This is a genomic window from Candidatus Accumulibacter cognatus (assembly GCF_000584975.1).
Classification (GTDB): domain Bacteria; phylum Pseudomonadota; class Gammaproteobacteria; order Burkholderiales; family Rhodocyclaceae; genus Accumulibacter; species Accumulibacter cognatus.
On record NZ_JDST02000044.1, the window covers coordinates 13,242 to 31,775 of the forward strand.

An 18,534-nucleotide genomic window follows, 5' to 3' on the forward strand; every position below is an offset into this window, starting at 1 on the left:
GATAGGGAAATGACGGTTGGCATGCGACAATCGCGGCGACGAAACTCGGATTCTACGATGAACGAGCCCCCTACCCCCAGCCTGATGGTCCAGGGCTGCACTTCCGATGCCGGCAAGAGCGTGCTGGTGACCGCGCTGTGCCGCATCCTGCATCGCCGAGGCGTTCGCGTCGCGCCCTTCAAACCGCAGAATATGGCGCTCAACTCCGCGGTCACCGTCGATGCCGGCGAGATTGGCCGCGCGCAGGCGCTACAGGCACTCGCTGCCGGCCTGCCGGCGCACTCCGACTTCAATCCGGTGCTGCTCAAACCTGCGACCGACAAGCGCGCGCAGGTGATCATCCACGGCAAGGCACTGCTTGACCTCGATGCGCGCGACTACCACGCCTATAAGCCACGCGCCATGCAGGCGGTACTTGAATCGTGGCAGCGCCTCTGTGCTCAGTACCAGTGCCTGCTCGTCGAAGGTGCCGGCAGCCCGGCCGAGATCAATCTGCGCGACCGGGACATCGCCAACATGGGTTTTGCCGAAGCCGTCGATTGCCCGGTGATCCTGATTGCCGACATCGATCGCGGTGGCGTTTTCGCGCATCTTTGCGGTACCCTCGACCTGCTTTCACCGTCCGAGCAGGCGCGCGTCAAGGGCTTCGTGATCAATCGCTTTCGTGGCGACATCGGCTTGCTCGAGAGCGGCCTGCGCTGGCTCGAAGAACGTACCGGCAAGCCGGTTCTCGGCGTTCTGCCGTATCTGCACGGCCTCTATCTCGATGCCGAGGATGCCGTGCCGCGCACCGTGGGGGAAAAAGCGGCGAGCGGCCTGCGGGTCGTCGCGCCGGTGTATCCGCGCATCTCGAACCATAACGATCTCGACCCGCTGCGTTTTCACCCGGAAGTGGATTTTCGCTTCGTAGGGCCCAATGCGGCACCGCCGCCCTGTGATCTGATCGTGCTGCCCGGTTCAAAGGCGGTACAGGCCGATCTCACCTGGCTGCGTGCGCATGGCTGGGATGGGTTCATTCGTCGCCACCTGCGCTACGGCGGCAAACTGATCGGTATCTGCGGCGGCCTGCAGATGCTCGGCCGCGAACTGCACGATCCGCAGGGGCTTGAAGGCCCGGCCGGCAGCTTGCCGGGACTCGGGTGGCTGGACTATGAAACGCGCCTGGCCTCCGAGAAGACCCTGGAGAATGTCCGTGGTGAACTGCTGCTTCCCGGAGCCGGAGCCGCTGCGGTCGCCGGTTACCGCATCCACATGGGTGTCACCAGCGGCGCTGCACTGGCCCGACCTGCAGCCCTTCTCGCCGGTCAGCCCGATGGCGCACTATCGAACGATGGACAGATTCTCGCGACCTACTGTCACGGCTTGTTCGATTCTCCGCCAGCTTTATCGGCGTTGCTGACCTGGGCCGGATACCGGCCAACCCAGAATTTTGACCCGCGTCAGCGCCGCGAACAGGACATCGACCGCCTCGCAGACGCCGTCGAGCAACATCTGGATCTGCAGCGCCTGAGCGAGTGGCTGCCCACGCAGGGCTGACCCGCACGGGCAACCGCCACGTCGGGTCGCAGGAGACGCCATTCGTCCGCCGCTACTCGTCGCCCTCTTCGCCGCGCACCAGCAGCAGCGAGGTATGCCCCTTGCGTACCAGGCGGTCAGCGACACTGCCGACGAAGAAGCGCTCGATGCCGCGCCGCCCATGCGTACCGACGACCACCAGATCGGCCTGCCATTCGCTCGCCGCGTCGATGAGCATGTCCGAAACATGCTTCTGTTCAGACTCGACGAGCCTGATTTCAGCCTCGATCCCGGCCGCCTGCGCCTCGTTGGCAAGCCGGCCGAGAAACCCCTGCGCACCCAGGCGCATGCGCGCCTCGGTCTTACCAACGCTGTTTGGCAGCATCATCGCCATTTCCCGTTGCGCGAGAATCGTTTCGTCGATCGCGTGGCAGATCGCCAATCGTGCGCCGCCGGCCTTGGCAAGTTCAATCGCTGCCTGCATGACCTGGCTGGTCATGAAACTCTCATCAACGGCGACCATGATTCGCTTGTACATCTCTTGGCTCCTCGTTCGGCAAAATTATCAGACAGGATCAACACATTAACACTGATCTGCTTCCAGCAGAGCAAGCGCCGGCTACTTGAGGGTCAGCGGCAACCCCGCTGCCACCAGCGTCACCCGTTCGCACACTGCCGCCACTCGCTGGTTCAACCGTCCATGCTCGTCGGCAAACAGCCGCGACATTGGCGTTGTCGGCACGATGCCGCAACCGACCTCGTTGGAAACCAGGATGACACGCCCCGGCAGTTTCGGAAGCCGGTCGACCAGTGCTTGCGTCGCACCGGCGAGGCGCTGGCAATGCACCGCCTCGCCGGCTTCTGCCTGGTTTGCCGCTTCGCCGGCAAACAGTAGATTCGACAACCACAGGGTCAGGCAATCGACGAGCAGGCAGACCTCTGGCGCCGCGTGTCGATGCAGGGTAGCGGCCAGTTCGAGCGGTTCGACGACCAGACCCCATTCGGGACAGCGCCGCACCCGATGCTGTTCGATACGCCGTGACATTTCGGCGTCGAGTGCCAACGCCGTCGCCACGTAGATGACACGCAATCCGCTTTCACTGGCCCGGCGTTCGGCCAGAACGCTCTTGCCCGAACGGGCACCACCGATGATCAGTTCTCTCATGCGGCGAAGCTTAGCACGACCGGGGACGCGTATAATCGGCGCCTTGCCTTTCTTCCCGTCTGGCCAGAAAATGCATTTCTCCATCCCACCCACCGCCGTCGTCCCTGAGCTACAGGCCCGCATCGACGGCAAGACCAAACCGCCCGGCTCGCTGGGCCGGCTCGAACGTCTGGCGCTGCAGATCGGGCAGATACAGCAGTCCTTGACACCGAGTCTCGATCATCCTCACCTGCTGGTCTTCGCCGGCGACCACGGCGCGGCAGGCGCCGGTATTTCGGCATTCCCGCAGGAAGTGACCTGGCAGATGGTCGAAAACTTCCTCGCCGGCGGTGCAGCGATCAATGTCTTCGCCCGTCACAACGGCCTGCAACTGCAGGTCATCGACGCCGGCGTCGCGCATGACTTTGGCCCACGCGACACTCTGGTCGACGCCAAGATCGCTTTCGGAACAGGCAACTATCTCGAACAGCCGGCGATGAGCGCGAGCCAGCGCGATACCGCGCTGGCTCGCGGCGCGGCCATCGTCGGTGCGCTGGCCGATCGGGGCTGCCGTGTGGTCGGTTTCGGCGAGATGGGGATCGGCAATACCGCCGCTGCTTCGCTGCTGACGCATTCTCTGACCGGCACGCCGCTGGCCGATTGCGTCGGGCGGGGTACCGGCCTCGACGATTCTGGGCTCGCCCGCAAACAGGCGCTGCTGGCGCAGGCGGTAAAGCGTGCCGCGCTGTCCCCTGGCGCCGACGCGCTGTGCGTACTCGCCGAATTCGGAGGTTTTGAAATCGCGATGATGAGCGGCGCGATGCTCGCCGCTGCCGAGCGCGGTCTGCTGCTGCTGATCGACGGATTCATCGTCACGTCAGCGCTGCTGGTTGCCACCGCCATCGCACCGAATATTCGTGACTATTGTGTCTATTGCCACCGCTCGGCAGAGCCCGGCCATCTTGCACAACTGCGCGCCCTGAATGCCGAACCGCTGCTCGACCTCGGCCTGCGCCTCGGCGAGGGCACTGGCGCTGCACTGGCCTGGCCGCTGGTGCGCGCTGCCGCCGCCTTCCTCAACGAAATGGCCAGTTTCGAGGCCGCCGGCGTCAGTCAGTGAGCAGATCCGAGCAGCAGGCCAGGACCTGAGCAGCCACTCGACGGGGTCTTCTGCGGGATTCAGACAAACTCGATACCGGACTCGTACAGCCCCACGAGATTGATGTTGACTGCGTTCTGCGTGGTTTCGGCCGCCAATACACCCAGGCCGGACGGGGTGAGCACGCCGTTATCGAGCAGGCTGGTGAAGTACGCCAAGGCATCCGGCGGGGGCGCACTGCCAATGACATTGGTGTAAAGGAGGCTGGCCACCGCCTGGTGGCTGGCAGCGGTACCTAGCCTGACGTCGAGCGCCAGCTGCATCAGGCTTTGGTCGGACATGCCGCCGTCGAGTAGACCTAGCGCAATGCCGACATAGGTGCGATTGTGGACCGCAGTCGCACCAAAGACCGCGCCCAGAATCTTGGCGGTCGTGCCGGCATGGCCGTCAATGTCAACCGCCAGATTGTAGTCGGAAAAATGAATGCGTTCGAAATCGTACAGAAGGTCACGACCCTCGCTGCTGGAAGTGTCCTGTACCGACCACCCAGTGCCCGGCACACCCAGGACATAACGGCTGGCAGGGCCACCATAGTTGATGGTGTCGATGCCGTCACCGCCTCCCAGTGTGTCGTTGCCCGCACCGCCGGTCAGCGTGTCGTTGCCGCCAAGACCATAGATCAGGTCGCTGTCCGCACCACCGATCAGCTTGTCGCCGCCGGAGGTGCCGGTGATGTTCGCGACACGCGGGAAAGCGTTGATACTGTAGGCGCCCGTGCCGACATCGAAATCGGAAACGGCGAGGAACATCGTGCCGCTGGTCTGCGCGGTAAACGTGATTTCGGCATTGAGGGAGCCCAGACTGTCGTCGTCGTAGGCGATGGCGGTGCCGTCCGCGTCGAGCAGCACCAGGTAGGGGTCGGTCAGACCGGTACTCCGCAGGTCTACCGAATACTGCACGCCCGCCATCGTGGACAGCGCGAACATGTCGATGTCGCTGGGAACACCAATACTGCCGGTGAGCACGGCGCCACCGCTCACCAGGCGACCGCTGGTGGCCGTCGATCCCAGGTAGTCGTCGACCGGGACCGTGGCGGAAATACTGTAAGTGCCGGTCGCCTCGGCATAGTCGTAGGCCGCCAGATAGTAGGTCCCCGAGGTGGAGGGGGTGTAGTAGATCCGCGAATCCAGCGGCAGCGGACCACCGTCATCGTCGTAGGTGATCAGGTTCACCTCGGGCTGCATTCCGTAGAGCACCAGGAAAGGGTCCACCGCACTGCTGAGCGGGCTGATCATGTCGAAGAGGTAGGTGACACCAGTGCTCAGGTCCACCTTGAACAGGTCACCGTCGTTGCTGCTGTCGATACGGGCGTTGAGTGCCGGACCATTGACGGTGACCATCCCCGTAGTGTTCAAGCTCAATGGATAGTCGTCGGTCGACGTCACGGCAGCGGTGCTGAAGTTCCACGAACTCGTGTCGAAAAGGCCCGCATAGGTGTTGCCCGAGGCATCGCGGAAGGCATTGGCGTCGATATTGACGTAGAAGCTGGTGCCTGCAGGCAGGTTCTCGCCCGGATTGAGGGTGACACGGTTGCCCGCGATACGCACCCCCGCGCTGTCGCTGGCATGGATCTCGCGCACCAGACTGCCGTTGCTGTTGTAGATCCGGAGGCTGCCGCTACCGGCCAGCACCGTTTCGCTGAAGTCCAGCACGAGATCGGCACTGACGCTGACGGCCTGCGTATCGTCGGCTGGCGTCCGGTTGACCAGGGTGGGCGCCACCGAATCGGCGGTCGTGGCCCGCAAGGTGTAGCCGCCGGTGCCGATGCCGTAGTCGACAACGGCCAGGTAGTACGAGCCGGTCGTCAATGCCGTATAGCTGATGCGTGCGTTGCCGGAACCGCCGCTGTCGTCATCGAAGGCCACCTGCGTGATGGTCGGACTGAACAGCACGAGGAAGGGATCGGCTAGGCCACCAGCCTTGCGCTGGAGGTCGAAGGTGTAGTTGACGCCAGCCAGCAACTCGACCCGTAACAGGTCCTGGTCGTTAGGCACTTCGATCGTCCCCGATGCGCTTGCGCCATTGACGACGACCAGCCCAGGGGTGTCGGTGCTGTAAGGATAGTCGTCGGTCACCGTAGTGGCGCTGGTACTGAAGTTCCAGGCACTGGTCGTCATTATGCCGCCATGGGGATTGCCGGCCAGGTCGTGGAAAGCACCTGCATCGACGGTAATGGTGTAGCTGGCGCCAGCTGCCAGATCTGCCGTTGGATTGATCGTCACCGTACTGCCGTCAATCGTGACCTGGCTGGCATCGGTCACCGCAATCGTGCGAAGCTCTCCAAGTGCATCGCGGATATTGAGGTTGCCACTGCCGGTGCGAACACTCTCGTTGAAGACGATCACCAGGTTGGCATTGCGCGCGACGTTACCGCTGTCGTCAGCCGGCGTCAGCGCCACGATCTGTGGAGCACTGCTGTCGGTGCTGCCGGTGTTGAAGTTCCAGCGGGTCGCGCCGCTGATGCCAGCGAAGGGATTGTCGGCGAGGTCGGTCAATGCGCCGGCCGACAGGGTGATGTAGTAACCACGGCTGGCCAGCAGATCGGTGGCAGGGTCGACGATCACGGTGCTGCCATTGATGCGCACCTGTGTCGCATCAACAGCGTTGATGCTGCGCGCCAGGCTGCCGTCGCTGTTGTAGATGCTGATCGTACCGTTGCCGGCCTTGATGGCCTCGTCGAAGCTGAGTACCAGATTTGCACCGACGGCGACGTTGCTGCCGTCGTCCAACGGGTTCAGGCTCACCAGTTGCGGTGCAGTGGTGTCGCTATCGGCAGACAACTGGTCGAGCGTGCGCGTGCTGTCGGCGAACTGAAAACGTTCTACCTCGCTGATCCGGTCGCTGCCGCTGGCCGAGCTGCTGATGGTCAGCACACCGCCGCTACTGCTGATGGTATAGCTGGCGAAACTGCCCTCGAACACCGCTGTGTCGGTACCGGCGCCGCCACGAAGGTCGTCGTTGCCGGTGCCGCCGATCAGCGTATCGTCACCGGCACTGCCGTAGAGCTCGTCATTGCCGGCGGCGCCGCGCAACAGGTTGGCCGTGTCGTTGCCGGTGATCACATCATTGCCACCGCCGCCCTCGGCGTTCTCGATCGTCGCATTGTAGGCGATCGCGATGTTATTGCTCATGTCATTACCTGACGAGAACGCGCCGGCGTGCAGGTCGATGCGGCTGGGCGTCGACCAGCCGCTCAGGTTCAGGGTATCCAGACCGCCCGCGTCGTAGAGAGTCAGGATCGGATGCGCATTGAGGGAGAAGTCATAGATCGCACGGGTGCTGTCGACGATGTTGCTCCCAAAGCCGTAGACCGTGTTGTCCAGCCGCGTACTGGTGGAGGCACCATAAATTGCCTGGATCGCCATGACGTCGTTGAGCATCGGTGTCTGCGCCGAGTAGGTCCGGCCATCGCTGCCAGTCCAGTCGGCCTGCATTACCTCGGACGAGTAATAGGGCGCCGCGTAGCGCGGGCCGAAGTAGGACATCACCGACAGCACCACGCTATCCTGGTACGACGAAGGTGCCCAGTTGCCATTGCCGTTGTAGTCGCCCATGTGGTTGAGGCCCAGCGCATGCCCGAGTTCATGGATGAAAGTATCAAAACCGTAGCCGCCGATCAGCGGCGTGATCAGGTCCGGTTCGGTGTTGTTGAACCAGGCGCTGCCGATTTCCGGGTAGTAGGCGTGGGCGAAGCCGATATTGGAGGTGGTGTAGCCAAACTCGATGTGGGTGGTGCCCGCCGTGCCCTGCACAAAGTTCGGAGAGATCAGATCGTCCCAGGTGACCATCGCCAGGGTCATCATCGACCGCTGATCGGCATCGAATGCACGGAACGCCGCAGCCTCGCCTTGCGAGTACAGACCCGGGGCCGTGTTCGGAAACGAATAGCTGATACTGGCACCGCTCCAGCTCCGACCCGAGTTGAGCTGGTCCAGTACCTGGGCCAAGTTCAAGTTTGCAATGGTCATGATGCCCCCTGTTGTCAGTGATGGGGAAACCAACAAGCAGTGCCGCCTCCCTGGTCACATCGCACATGCCTGCAGAACTTGGGCGGCTCACTGTCACTCTTCGGTAACAGTCTGATTATAATCAATTGATCACCCCTGCGAGGCAGTTTCTGGTGGATGCTTCGGTCTTGCTTGCCAAGATTGGCGTATTTTCAGGAGTGGCTTGCCTGATACAACACGCGAGTGCGTCAGGCTTCTCGAACACCTCAGGACGGTGAAGGCGGCGAGCGCCCAGAGGAAGGAGAGATGCTTGCGCTCCGGGTCGCTGAAAAGGAGTGGCGCGAGCAGCGCGACGAGTCCAGCGATGAGGCCGAGATGCGCGAAGCCGGCGACAACGAGGATCGGTAACCCGAGCCAGGCGCCTGACCAGAAGCCGGCGCGGCTGGCGAGCCACAGTGCAAACAGTGCGCGCACCGGCCTTGCCGGTACAAAGGCGGGGCCGGTAAATTCGAGGATGGCCGTGCGTGCGAAGCCGGCGACTGCAGCGAGCGTGAAGCCGAAGAGCAGTTCGTGCGTGTGCCAGACGAAGGGAGCGCCGGCCACCAGGGGCAAGGGCAGGCCATTTCTCAGGAAGGCAAAGGCGACCCACTGCACGATCAGGCTGGCTGCGGAGAACGTCTTGGCAACACTGTGGTGGTGCCGACGGCAGCAGCGGTGCCTACGTTGGGATGGCGGAACGGCTTGGTCGAGCCGGGATTCCAGAGATCCTCGTCCTGCATGTCGTGCAGATGCAACACCGTCGCAGTCTTTTCAATAGTCTATGACTATCGAAGCAATCTATAAAATTGACTTTGAAAATCGAATGCAGCCACCTAGACTATTTGCATGCCCCGACAGAAAACGGACGGGAGCAAGCGAGGTCGCCATGCAGGCAGCTAGCGGAATGTGGGTGAAACCACCCGCACTCATCGCCGAGACGCATTCACCAAGCATTGACCCGTGGAACAATGCTTGGCCGGGCAGCAGCGATCCGGGCAAGTGCGCCCACGCAGCTTTTATCAACGATCTCTCTCAGGAGATAGGAAATGACAACGGACGGAAACGGAACGATGAACAGCGGGCGCTGCCCGGTGATGCACGGCGGAGCGACCTTGACCAACATGGCGAGGCACTGGTGGCCAAAGGCACTGAACCTCGATATCCTGCATCAGCACGATACGAAGACCAACCCGATGGGCGCGGGCTTCGACTATCGCGAGGAACTGAAGAAGCTCGATGTCCAGGCGCTGAAGCAGGACCTGAAGGCGTTGATGACCGACAGCCAGGCCTGGTGGCCAGCCGACTGGGGCCACTACGGCGGCCTGATGATCCGCATGGCCTGGCATTCGGCGGGTACCTACCGCATCGCCGACGGCCGCGGCGGCGGTGGCGCCGGCAACCAGCGCTTCGCGCCGCTCAACTCCTGGCCGGACAACACCAATCTCGACAAGGCGCGGAGACTCCTCTGGCCGATCAAGAAGAAGTACGGCAACAAGGTGAGCTGGGCCGACCTGATGATCCTCGCCGGCAACATGGCCTACGAGTCGATGGGGCTGAAGACCTTCGGCTTCGCCTTCGGCCGCGAGGATATCTGGCATCCGGAAAAGGACATCTACTGGGGTTCCGAGCAAGAGTGGCTGGCGCCGACCGGCAGCGAGGGCAGCCGCTGGTCCGGCGAGCGCGATCTGGAGAACCCGCTCGCCGCGGTGATGATGGGCCTCATCTACGTCAATCCGGAAGGCGTAGACGGCAAGCCCGACCCGATCAGGACGGCCCGGGACATGCGCTCGACCTTCGCCCGCATGGCGATGAACGACGAGGAAACGGTGGCGCTGACCGCCGGTGGCCATACGGTCGGCAAGGCGCATGGCAACGGCAGTGCGGCCAACCTCGGCCCGGCGCCCGAAGGTGCCGATCTCGACGAGGCGGGGCTGGGATGGATCAACCACAAGACTCGCGGCGTCGGTCGCGATACCGTGACCAGCGGCCTCGAAGGTGCCTGGACGACGCATCCGACGAAGTGGAATGTCGGCAAGGGTGGCTACTTCGATCTGCTCCTCAGGCTCGACTGGTGGCTGCAGAAGTCGCCGGCCGGGGCGCATCAGTGGGAGCCGGTGCACATTGAGGAAGCCGACATGCCGGTCGACGTCGAGGATCCGACGATCCGCCGAAAGCCGATCATGACCGACGCCGACATGGCGCTGCGCTTCGATCCCAAGTACCGCAAGATCGCCGAGCGCTTCCGCGACGACCCGGACTACTTTTCGGAAGTTTTCGCCCGCGCCTGGTTCAAGCTGACGCACCGCGACATGGGGCCGAAGGCGCGCTACTTCGGACCGGACGTGCCGCAGGAAGACCTGATCTGGCAAGATCCGATTCCCGCCGGCCGCAAGGATTACGACCTTGCTGCGGTGAAGGCGAAAATCATGGCGAGCGGCCTCTCGGTTGCCGAATTGGTAGCCACTGCGTGGGACAGCGCACGAACCTTCCGCGGCTCCGACAAGCGTGGTGGCGCCAACGGCGCGCGCATTCGCCTCGCACCGCAGAAGGACTGGGAAGGCAACGAGCCGGTGCGTCTTGCCAAGGTGCTGGCCGTTTATGAACGGATCGCCGCCGAGACCGGCGCCAGCGTCGCCGACGTGATCGTTCTCGCCGGCAATGTCGGTGTCGAACAGGCGGCGAAGGCGGCCGGTGCCGAGGTCACGGTGCCGTTCGCTCCGGGCCGTGGAGATGCCACAGAGGCGCAGACCGACGTCGAGTCGTTCGCGGTCCTCGAACCGCTGGCCGACGGCTTCCGCAACTGGCTGAAAAAGGACTACGTGGTGACACCGGAGGAACTGCTGCTCGACCGCGCACAGCTGATGCGACTGACCGCCTGCGAAATGACAGCCCTGGTCGGCGGACTGCGCGTGCTCGGCACCAATCACGGCGGCAGCCAGCACGGCGTGTTCACCGACCGCGTCGGCGCGCTCTCCAACGACTTCTTCGTGAATCTCACCGATATGGCCTACACATGGACGCCGACCGGCCGCAACAGCTATGCGATCGTCGATCGCGCTAGCGGCGCCACCCGATGGACGGCAACCCGCGTCGACCTGGTCTTCGGCTCGAACTCGGTGCTGCGCGCCTACGCCGAGGTCTATGCGCAGGACGACAATCGGGAGAAGTTCGTGCAGGACTTCGTTGCCGCCTGGACGAAGGTGATGGAAGCCGACCGGTTCGACCTGGCCTGAGCGGACCGATGCAATCGCCCCTCGCCACAGTGAAGTGCGGCGAAGGGCCTTTTTCCATCCATAACGCCTTCAGCGTAGCGGCTGCTGCCGGTGCATCGCCAGATGCACGCCGAGGCAGGTGACGAAGAGCATGCACCGCGCGCCGCCGCTTGTTGCCCACGAGGGCTAAGGGCGAGCGAAATATTTCTTGACAAGCTCTCAGCCGGCGGCCCGCAACAACCACACCACCGACCATGGCGGCAATTGGCCCTGGTTGAGCGCATGCTCGGCTTCACCGGGTTCGGCCCACAGAACCACGCCTTCGGGCCGTTGCAGTCCCGCCAGCGGAAGGTCGCCGTAATTGCCCAGCAGGGTCAGCACCGAGTCATCTCCGAGCGTCCAGCGGATAGATAACCCGTGTTCGCCTGGCAGGGTAAACTGCACCGCTTCCTCATGCATTCCCGCCAGGCGGGTAGTGATTTGCCGATGGCGAACCGCCAGCAGGCGGCGATAGAAATCCAGCCAGTCCGCGTGCGGTGAGTGATTCACGCTGTTCCAATCCAGTTGGCAGCGCGCAAAGGTGGCCGGATGGGTGGGGTCGGGAATGCGGGCCCGCGCTTTGGGCGTGCGAAATCCCGGCAGATGGGCAAAGGACTTGCGCCGGTTGATGGCGATCTTCTTGATCAGATCCGGGTTGAAATCGCAAAAATACAGGAACGGCTGGGTGGCGGCGAACTCCTCGCCCATGAACAGCGCCGGCGGCATCGGTGCCAGGAGCGTGGTCGCCACCATGGCCCCCAGCGGTCGCGGCGACACCAATTGGTGAAGACGCTCGCCCAGAGCGCGATTACCAATGCAGGCATGATCCTGCAGGAAGGTCACGAAAGCGCTGGGTAACAGGGAATCTGGCCCGCCAGCGGTGATCCCCCGGCTCAAACACGCGCCCAACCGCTCGAGCGGCCGATCGACAGCGGCCACGCCAGCACCGATCAGCACCTCCTGCACGGCCTGCTGGGCCGTGTCATTCCAGACTGCTTCGTAGCGGCGTGGCACGCTGTGATCATGCCAATGGATATAGCGCGCGGCACGCCGATCATGGCCGAGCAGCAGGTGGCAATGACGCTCTCTGCCAGGTCCTTCGCGGACGGCGTGAGCCAGCGCCTCCAACAGATCCGGCTGCCCCGCCTGCTCCTGCAGCAGCGCGGCATTCAGGCGCAGGCCGTCGAAGTGGAACTCTGCCAGCCAGTACAGCGCATTGTGGATGATGAACTCGCGCACCACCGGGTTCGCTGCATCGATACTGCGGCCGGCCAGACCGGTCGCATCGGTCGCGAAGAACGCTGGCGCGTAAAGATGCAGATAATTGCCTTCGGGACCGAAGTAGTGACAGGCAAGGTCCAGCAATACCATCAGCCCCTTGTGGTGAGCCGTCTGAATCAGATCTTTCAGTTCGTCCGGATGGCCGTAGCTGGCTGCGGGCGCAAACGGCAGCACGCCGTCGTAACCCCAGTTGTGTGCCCCGGCAAAAGCGGCGACCGGCAGCAACTGGATGGCGGTCACCCCCAGTTCACGCAGGTAATCAAGCCGTCCCCGAACCGCTGCAAAGGTGCCCTGCGGGGTAAAGGCGCCGACGTGCAGTTCATAGAGGACCGCCTCTTCCCAGGGCCGGCCCCGCCAGTTGCGGTCGTTCCAGACGAACTGACCGGGGTCCAATAACTGGCTGGGACCGTGTACGCCCAGGGGGTTGTAACGCGAAGCCGGATCCGGGAATTCTCCGACGCCGTCGATCCGGTACCGGTAGAGATCGCCCACCCTGGCCCGATCGGTGCTCAATTCGTACCAGCCCGCTTCCCTCGCCTCCATCGGCAGATGAACGGTGCCACCCGGCTCTTCCAGCGACACCTCCACCCGATCTGCCAGCGGCGCCCACAGACGGAACCGAATCCGGCCACCTTCCAGTAGCTGTGCGCCAACGGGCATGAAATAACGCCGCCGCAACAATGGCACCGCCACCTGGCCGGCTTGCCGCCGCTGCGTCAACAGCGCCAGCGAACGGCCCTGCAAGAGATAGGTCGGTCCCATGCACGGCCGGCCATTACCACCCTCCTCCGATAGAGCGCTATCCAGAACCAGCTCGCTGTTTCCCTTCCACGGGAGCGTAAACCGGATCGCCTCGTAATGGCTATTGAGCAACAGCAGAAAATCATCGTCCTTGACCCATCGGCCACGCTCGTCCTGTTCTTCCAGGGCCTCGCCGATCAGGTACACACCGAAGCAACGGGCATAATGATGGTCCCAGTCCTCATCACTGATTTCGCTTCCCGTCGGATGCAGCCAGATGATGTCCCGGACGCCCGCGCCGCGGATGCGCTGCCCCTGGAAGAAATGTCGCCGACGTAGCGCTGGATGGGCTTTGCGCAGATCGATCAGGCGGCGGGTGAATTCGAACAGTTCACGGTTTGCGGGCATCCAGGCCAGTTGCCAATCGAGCCAGCTCAGTTCATTGTCCTGACAATAGGCGTTGTTGTTGCCACATTGCGTCCGGCCCATTTCATCACCGGCGAGCAGCATCGGCACGCCTTGCGAAAGCAGCAGTGTCGCCAGCAGATTGCGTCGCTGCCGCTCCCGCAGCTGCAGCACCTCCGGGTCGGTGGTGTCGCCCTCGGCGCCGCAGTTCCAGCTGCGGTTGTGCGAGTCGCCATCACGGTTGTCTTCGCCATTGGCAGCGTTGTGCTTTTCGTTATGGCTGACCAGATCGTAGAGCGTAAAGCCGTCATGGGCGGTAATGAAGTTGATACTGGCATAGGGCCGACGACCGCTGTGCTGATACAGATCGCTCGAACCGGTCAGCCGGTGAGCCAACTGTCCCATCAGGCCACCCTCGCCCCGCCAGTAGTCGCGCACCACATCGCGGTATCGGCCGTTCCACTCGGTCCAGCCGACCGGAAAGTTGCCCACCTGATAGCCGCCTTCGCCGAGGTCCCAGGGTTCCGCAATCAGTTTCACCTGTGACAGGACCGGGTCCTGGTGAATGATGTCCATGAATGCGCCGAGTTGATCGACCTCGTGCAGTTCCCTCGCCAATGCCGCCGCCAGGTCGAAGCGAAAACCATCGACGTGCATCTCGATCACCCAGTAGCGCAGGCTGTCCATGATCAGCTGCAATACCCGCGGATGCATCATGTTCAAGGTATTGCCACAACCGGTGTAATCCATGTAGTAACGAAGGTTGCCTGCCACCAGGCGATAATAGGCAGCATTGTCGATACCTCGGAAGCATAGTGTTGGTCCCAGATGGTTGCCTTCGGCGGTGTGGTTGTAGACCACATCCATGATGACCTCGATACCGGCTGCGTGCAGCGTCTTGACCAGATGCTTGAACTCGTTGATCTGGCCGCTGGCGGAATAGCGTGGCTCGGGAGCAAAATAGCCGATCGAATTGTATCCCCAGTAATTCTTCAGCCCCTTCTCCAGCAGATGGCGATCATCCACAAAGGTCTGTATCGGCAGGAACTCCACTGCCGTCACACCCAGGTGCTTGAGGTGGTCGATGACCGGCCCGGCACTCAGTCCGGCATAGGTACCGCGCAATTCGGGTGGAACATGCGGATGCAGTTGGGTGAAACCCTTGACATGCAGTTCATAAATCACGGTTTGGTGCCAGGGGATGTTGGGGCGCTGGTCGCCTTCCCAGTCAAAATCCGGATCGATGACTTGGCACCTGAGCATTCCGGGCGCACTGTCGCGACGGCTGAAGCTCAGATCTTCCTGTGGACTGCCGATGCGGTAAGCGAATTGGGCATCGCTCCACTCGATCCCGCCGACGATGGCTCTGGCGTAAGGGTCGAGCAACAGCTTGTGCGGGTTGAAACGGTGCCCCTGCTCGGGTCGGTAAGGCCCATGCACCCGGTATCCGTACAACTGTCCGGGACGGACTTCGGGCAGATAGACATGCCAGATTTGATCGGTCTGTTCGAGGATCTCGATGCGCTGTAGTTCCAGCCGCCCACTGGCGTCGAACAAGCATAATTCGACTTTCTCCGCGTGCTCGGAGAACAAGGCGAAATTGACTCCTGCGCCGTCCCAGGTGGAGCCCAAAGGATAGGATTTTCCGGGCCAGACGGCCGTTATCGGTTCAGACATGGGATCTCTTCCAGTTTCACATGATAAGCCATTTCGTAGAAATGGTTTTTTGTTCTGCGCATTGTATCGCACCTGAGACCTGCTGCGAGCCGCGCCTGCATGCCGTCAATGAGGGTATTCGACCATTCAACGATGCGTGAAAACCGGTACGATAGTGCAATGGAAATCTGGACACGCCCCGATGGCCGCTTCTATTGCTTTGAGCTGGGCCATGACCTGTTCGGCCTCGCAGTCGTCGTCTATTACGGCGGTTATCGCCGATCGAGGGTCCGAATCGTTGCGGTCGACAGCCCTGCGGACGGTGAAAAGCTGATGGCCATGATGGCGGCACGACGGGCGAAACACGGCTACCAGCGCGTCGACGAGTCACCCCCTGCGTAGGTAACGAGCATGCGCCCTCTTCGTATCCTTCTGTTTTTAGATTCGCTTCTGTTCCTCGTGGCCTGCACCAGTGTTCCTCAAGGAATCACCCCGGTCAGCCCGTTCCAGCTCGATCGCTACCTCGGGAAGTGGTACGAGATCGCCCGCCTCGACCACTCTTTCGAACGCGGACTCAGCGATGTTTCGGCGCAGTACAGCCTGCAGCCAGACGGCAGCGTCAAAGTGATCAATTGCGGCTACAGCGCAGAAAAGGCTGCCTGGAAGGAAGCCATCGGCCAGGCACGGTTCATTGGCGAACCGACGCTCGCTTCACTGAAGGTGTCGTTCATTGGCCCTTTCTACGGCGGCTACCATATCGCCGCACTGGATGAGCATGCTTACCTCTGGTCACTGGTCGTTGGCCCGAGCCGTGACTACCTGTGGATCCTGTCGCGCGAGCGGCGACTGCCCGCCGACGTTCGCGAGCAGTTACTGGTAAAAGCGCGCCAACTCGGTTTCGATCTCAGCCGCCTGATCTGGGTTGGGCAGGATCGGACGGATGCTTGCCAATTGGCAGGGGGGTAGCTGCGGGCTCCCGATTCGCGGCCTGGGTGCCGAGATTTGGGGTGAATACCCGGGGGAAGTCCGGCAACGGCAACAGCTCCCCTGGTGCCGTTTCGCCAGCCAGTGCTCTTCTTATAATGTGAAAGTCGCGTTAGCGACTCACGAATCTCTCCCTCCCCTACTTGTGGGGGAGGGATCGGAGGAGAGGGAAACGGTCATGACGATGCGGGTCAGATGCAACAGACTCAGCCGCTCGTCCTGGCGCCGCATTCGGGGCAGAACTTCGCACCGTGCGTTTCTGCTCCGCAGGCCGGACAGACGAGTTGCCGACCTCGCCCGACTTCGCGCCGGCTGCCGCGGCGAACACCCTCTGCGACCGCGTTCTCCGTCGCACCCTGGACCTCTCCCTGATTGCACGCGGCCTTGATCTCTACCTCGACGTCCGGCGCGCAGTTGTAGCAGAGCCCGCTACCGGAATTGAAGCAACGGTCGCAAACGTAGGCGTGACATTTGCCGCAGCGGTGAAAGTGCAAAGTGCGCCTTGGCCTGCTCGATCGCATGCCGAAATTCATTATCGCGTGCCTCGCCAAAGCCATGTTGCGCGAGTCCATCGATCGCCGAACCGACACTGCCGAGGACTCCGCCGAGAATGCTGGCGGCTTTGCCAACCCAGCCTGAAGCCTGACCGCTGCGATAGGGAGCGGACTCCGAACGCCAGGTATCAGAGCAGCGCTCGCAATAGAACTCGAACTGGAAGCCTGCATCGACCCCCTGAGCGTGCGAAAGGTCATTGAAGTTGTTAGCGAACTGGATTTCGGCCATGTGTCTGTCCTCAAAATGTCGGTGCTTCGGCGGTTGGTATCGTCAGTGTCGCGATTTCACACTGGATTGTGCGTCCGGATATTGATCCAGCGTAAAACTTGGACTGGCAGCACCGCTGGCGGCACGAGCACAAGCCTGGAAATGCATGGCTTCATGGCGCCGACTCTATCGGTTTTTCCCCGGGTCGCTTGTTTCTGCCTTGTTCCTGCCGATGACCTGTTCGGCCTCGCAGTCGTCGTTTATAACGGTACTTATCGCCGATCGAGGGCCCGAATCGTTGCGGTCGGTCCCGCGGACGGAGAAAAGCTGATGGCCATGATGGCGACACGGCGGGCAACACACGGCTACCAGCGCGCAGGCCGACGCTCGCTATATCGCTCTATAATGCCAGCGTCGCCTCTGACCCTGGAGAATCCGATGACGGCAGAGAACCCCAACGCCTTGGGGACGCGTACGCGCGTGCAAATGGCGGTCAAGTCCGACTGATCCTGTCTCGTTTGCCCACAACCATGCCAAACCCGAGGATTGAATCATGCCCCACCATCTGTTTCGCCATCTCCTAGCCGCTGCACTGATGGTAGGCAGCCATCTGATTACGGCTGCGCCAGCCATCGGCACGCTCGAAACCGTGGCCGAATTGCCGATTCGGCCGGGCAATGTCAGCGCCACTGCCAATGCCCGTGTCTTTGCCACGGTCCACCCACTGGACGTACCGTCCGGTCTGCAACTGATCGAGATTACCGGGCCAGCATCCTACCGTCCATGGCCGTCGGCCGATCTGCAAAGCGATGCGAACACACGCGGGGATAGCCGCATCGATGCGCCGCTGGGTATCACGCAGGACGGCCGGGGCCGCCTGTGGATTACCGACATGGGCCTGAACATCGGCAAGACCCGGCTGTGGGGGTTTGATATCGCGACTGGAAAACTGGCCAGGCGCATCGACCTGCCGGGCGATGTCGCCCCCAAGGACAGCTTCATCCAGGATCTGGTGGTGGATGCCGAGCGCGGCTGGATCTATCTGGCGGACATCAATCATCCGGCCCTGCTGGCCGTACGCATCGAGGACAGCAAGGTCCGGCGCTTCCAGGGACACGCCAGCCTGCAAGCCGAGGAAGGGGCCGAGATGCGGGTTGGCGGACAACCCACTTTCTTCGGCGGAAAACCGGCGAAAGGCGGAGTCAATCCCTTGGGCTTGTCTGTTGACGGCGAAACCCTCTTCTTTGGCGCGATGACCGGAACCCGCTGGTACTCTGTACCAACGCGGTTATTGCGCGAAGGGAGCGATGCCGACATCGCAGCGGCCATTCGTGTCGCCGGACGCAAACCGGTTTCCGATGGTGCCACGACCGATGCAGCGGGGAACCACTTCTTCACCAATTTGAACGAGAATGGCATCGATCGGCTGGATACCCTGGGCGAATTGCAGCCATTCGTTCGCAACCCCCTCCTGAACTGGCCGGATAGCGTGCAATTCGGCGACGACAGCTGGCTCTATATCTCGGTCAACCAGTTGCATACGACCCGAGCCTTCACGGGGGCAAGCGATCAGGGAACGCCGCCTTACCGCATCATGCGGGTCTGGACCGGTACGGCGGGTGCCGTACGCCGCTGACCCTGGCGAGCCTC

General features: G+C 62.4%; 12 protein-coding genes and 1 pseudogene. 6 read left to right on the forward strand and 7 right to left on the reverse strand.

Annotated elements, in window-relative coordinates:
- Positions 1–57 precede the first annotated feature (57 nt).
- On the forward strand, positions 58–1,536 hold the full coding sequence (locus tag AW06_RS08875; RefSeq protein ID WP_138677859.1) for a cobyric acid synthase: 1,479 nt from the start codon (positions 58–60) through the stop codon (positions 1,534–1,536).
- A 52-nt stretch (positions 1,537–1,588) separates the two neighbouring features.
- Here AW06_RS08875 and AW06_RS08880 read toward each other — a convergent pair whose 3' ends face one another.
- Both AW06_RS08880 and cobU read right to left on the reverse strand, forming a co-directional pair.
- Complete coding sequence (locus AW06_RS08880; RefSeq protein WP_034948872.1) at positions 1,589–2,053, reverse strand: universal stress protein; 465 nt, start codon at positions 2,051–2,053, stop codon at positions 1,589–1,591.
- 81 nt (positions 2,054–2,134) lie between these two features.
- Positions 2,135–2,680 carry a bifunctional adenosylcobinamide kinase/adenosylcobinamide-phosphate guanylyltransferase gene (gene cobU, locus AW06_RS08885; protein ID WP_034948908.1) on the reverse strand — a complete coding sequence of 182 codons (546 nt, stop codon included), beginning with the start codon at positions 2,678–2,680 and terminating at the stop codon, positions 2,135–2,137.
- Positions 2,681–2,750: 70 nt separating this feature from the next.
- Here cobU and cobT point away from each other — a divergent pair, with 70 nt between their 5' ends.
- Positions 2,751–3,779, forward strand: coding sequence for a nicotinate-nucleotide--dimethylbenzimidazole phosphoribosyltransferase (gene cobT / locus AW06_RS08890; protein WP_034948875.1), 1,029 nt, complete (start codon positions 2,751–2,753; stop codon positions 3,777–3,779).
- A gap of 59 nt (positions 3,780–3,838) precedes the next feature.
- On the opposite strand, the gene AW06_RS20260 is transcribed toward cobT, so the two are convergent.
- Both AW06_RS20260 and AW06_RS08900 read right to left on the reverse strand, forming a co-directional pair.
- Positions 3,839–7,786, reverse strand: a complete 3,948-nt coding sequence (locus AW06_RS20260; protein WP_273704541.1) for an Ig-like domain-containing protein — start codon at positions 7,784–7,786, stop codon at positions 3,839–3,841.
- Positions 7,787–7,915: 129 nt separating this feature from the next.
- Complete coding sequence (locus tag AW06_RS08900) at positions 7,916–8,527, reverse strand: NnrS family protein (protein WP_273704544.1); 612 nt, start codon at positions 8,525–8,527, stop codon at positions 7,916–7,918.
- A gap of 347 nt (positions 8,528–8,874) precedes the next feature.
- Here AW06_RS08900 and katG point away from each other — a divergent pair, with 347 nt between their 5' ends.
- The gene (katG, locus tag AW06_RS08905) at positions 8,875–11,037 is read left to right on the forward strand and encodes a catalase/peroxidase HPI (RefSeq protein WP_138677863.1); all 2,163 of its coding nucleotides are present in this window, start codon (positions 8,875–8,877) and stop codon (positions 11,035–11,037) included.
- A gap of 198 nt (positions 11,038–11,235) precedes the next feature.
- Here katG and AW06_RS20265 read toward each other — a convergent pair whose 3' ends face one another.
- Together AW06_RS20265 and glgX are read right to left on the reverse strand one after the other, a co-directional pair.
- On the reverse strand, positions 11,236–12,996 hold the full coding sequence (locus AW06_RS20265; RefSeq protein WP_273704545.1) for a DUF3459 domain-containing protein: 1,761 nt from the start codon (positions 12,994–12,996) through the stop codon (positions 11,236–11,238).
- 51 nt (positions 12,997–13,047) lie between these two features.
- A pseudogene (gene glgX / locus AW06_RS08910) lies at positions 13,048–15,159 on the reverse strand (glycogen debranching protein GlgX); the annotation flags it as partial.
- Positions 15,160–15,318: 159 nt separating this feature from the next.
- Between glgX and AW06_RS08915 the strand changes: the two are divergent.
- Together AW06_RS08915 and AW06_RS08920 are read left to right on the forward strand one after the other, a co-directional pair.
- Positions 15,319–15,540: a hypothetical protein gene (locus AW06_RS08915; RefSeq protein ID WP_046536577.1), complete on the forward strand. Its 222-nt coding sequence runs from the start codon at positions 15,319–15,321 to the stop codon at positions 15,538–15,540.
- A gap of 9 nt (positions 15,541–15,549) precedes the next feature.
- Positions 15,550–16,104 (forward strand): lipocalin family protein, encoded by a 555-nt coding sequence (locus tag AW06_RS08920; protein ID WP_034948884.1) that lies wholly within the window; start codon positions 15,550–15,552, stop codon positions 16,102–16,104.
- A 447-nt stretch (positions 16,105–16,551) separates the two neighbouring features.
- Here AW06_RS08920 and AW06_RS20270 read toward each other — a convergent pair whose 3' ends face one another.
- Entirely contained in the window at positions 16,552–16,905 is a 354-nt protein-coding gene (locus tag AW06_RS20270; RefSeq protein ID WP_273704542.1) for a hypothetical protein, read from the reverse strand.
- Positions 16,906–17,437: 532 nt separating this feature from the next.
- On the opposite strand from AW06_RS20270, the gene AW06_RS08935 reads away from it, so the two are divergent.
- Entirely contained in the window at positions 17,438–18,520 is a 1,083-nt protein-coding gene (locus tag AW06_RS08935; RefSeq protein ID WP_034948889.1) for an L-dopachrome tautomerase-related protein, read from the forward strand.
- The last annotated feature ends 14 nt before the right edge of the window (positions 18,521–18,534 follow it).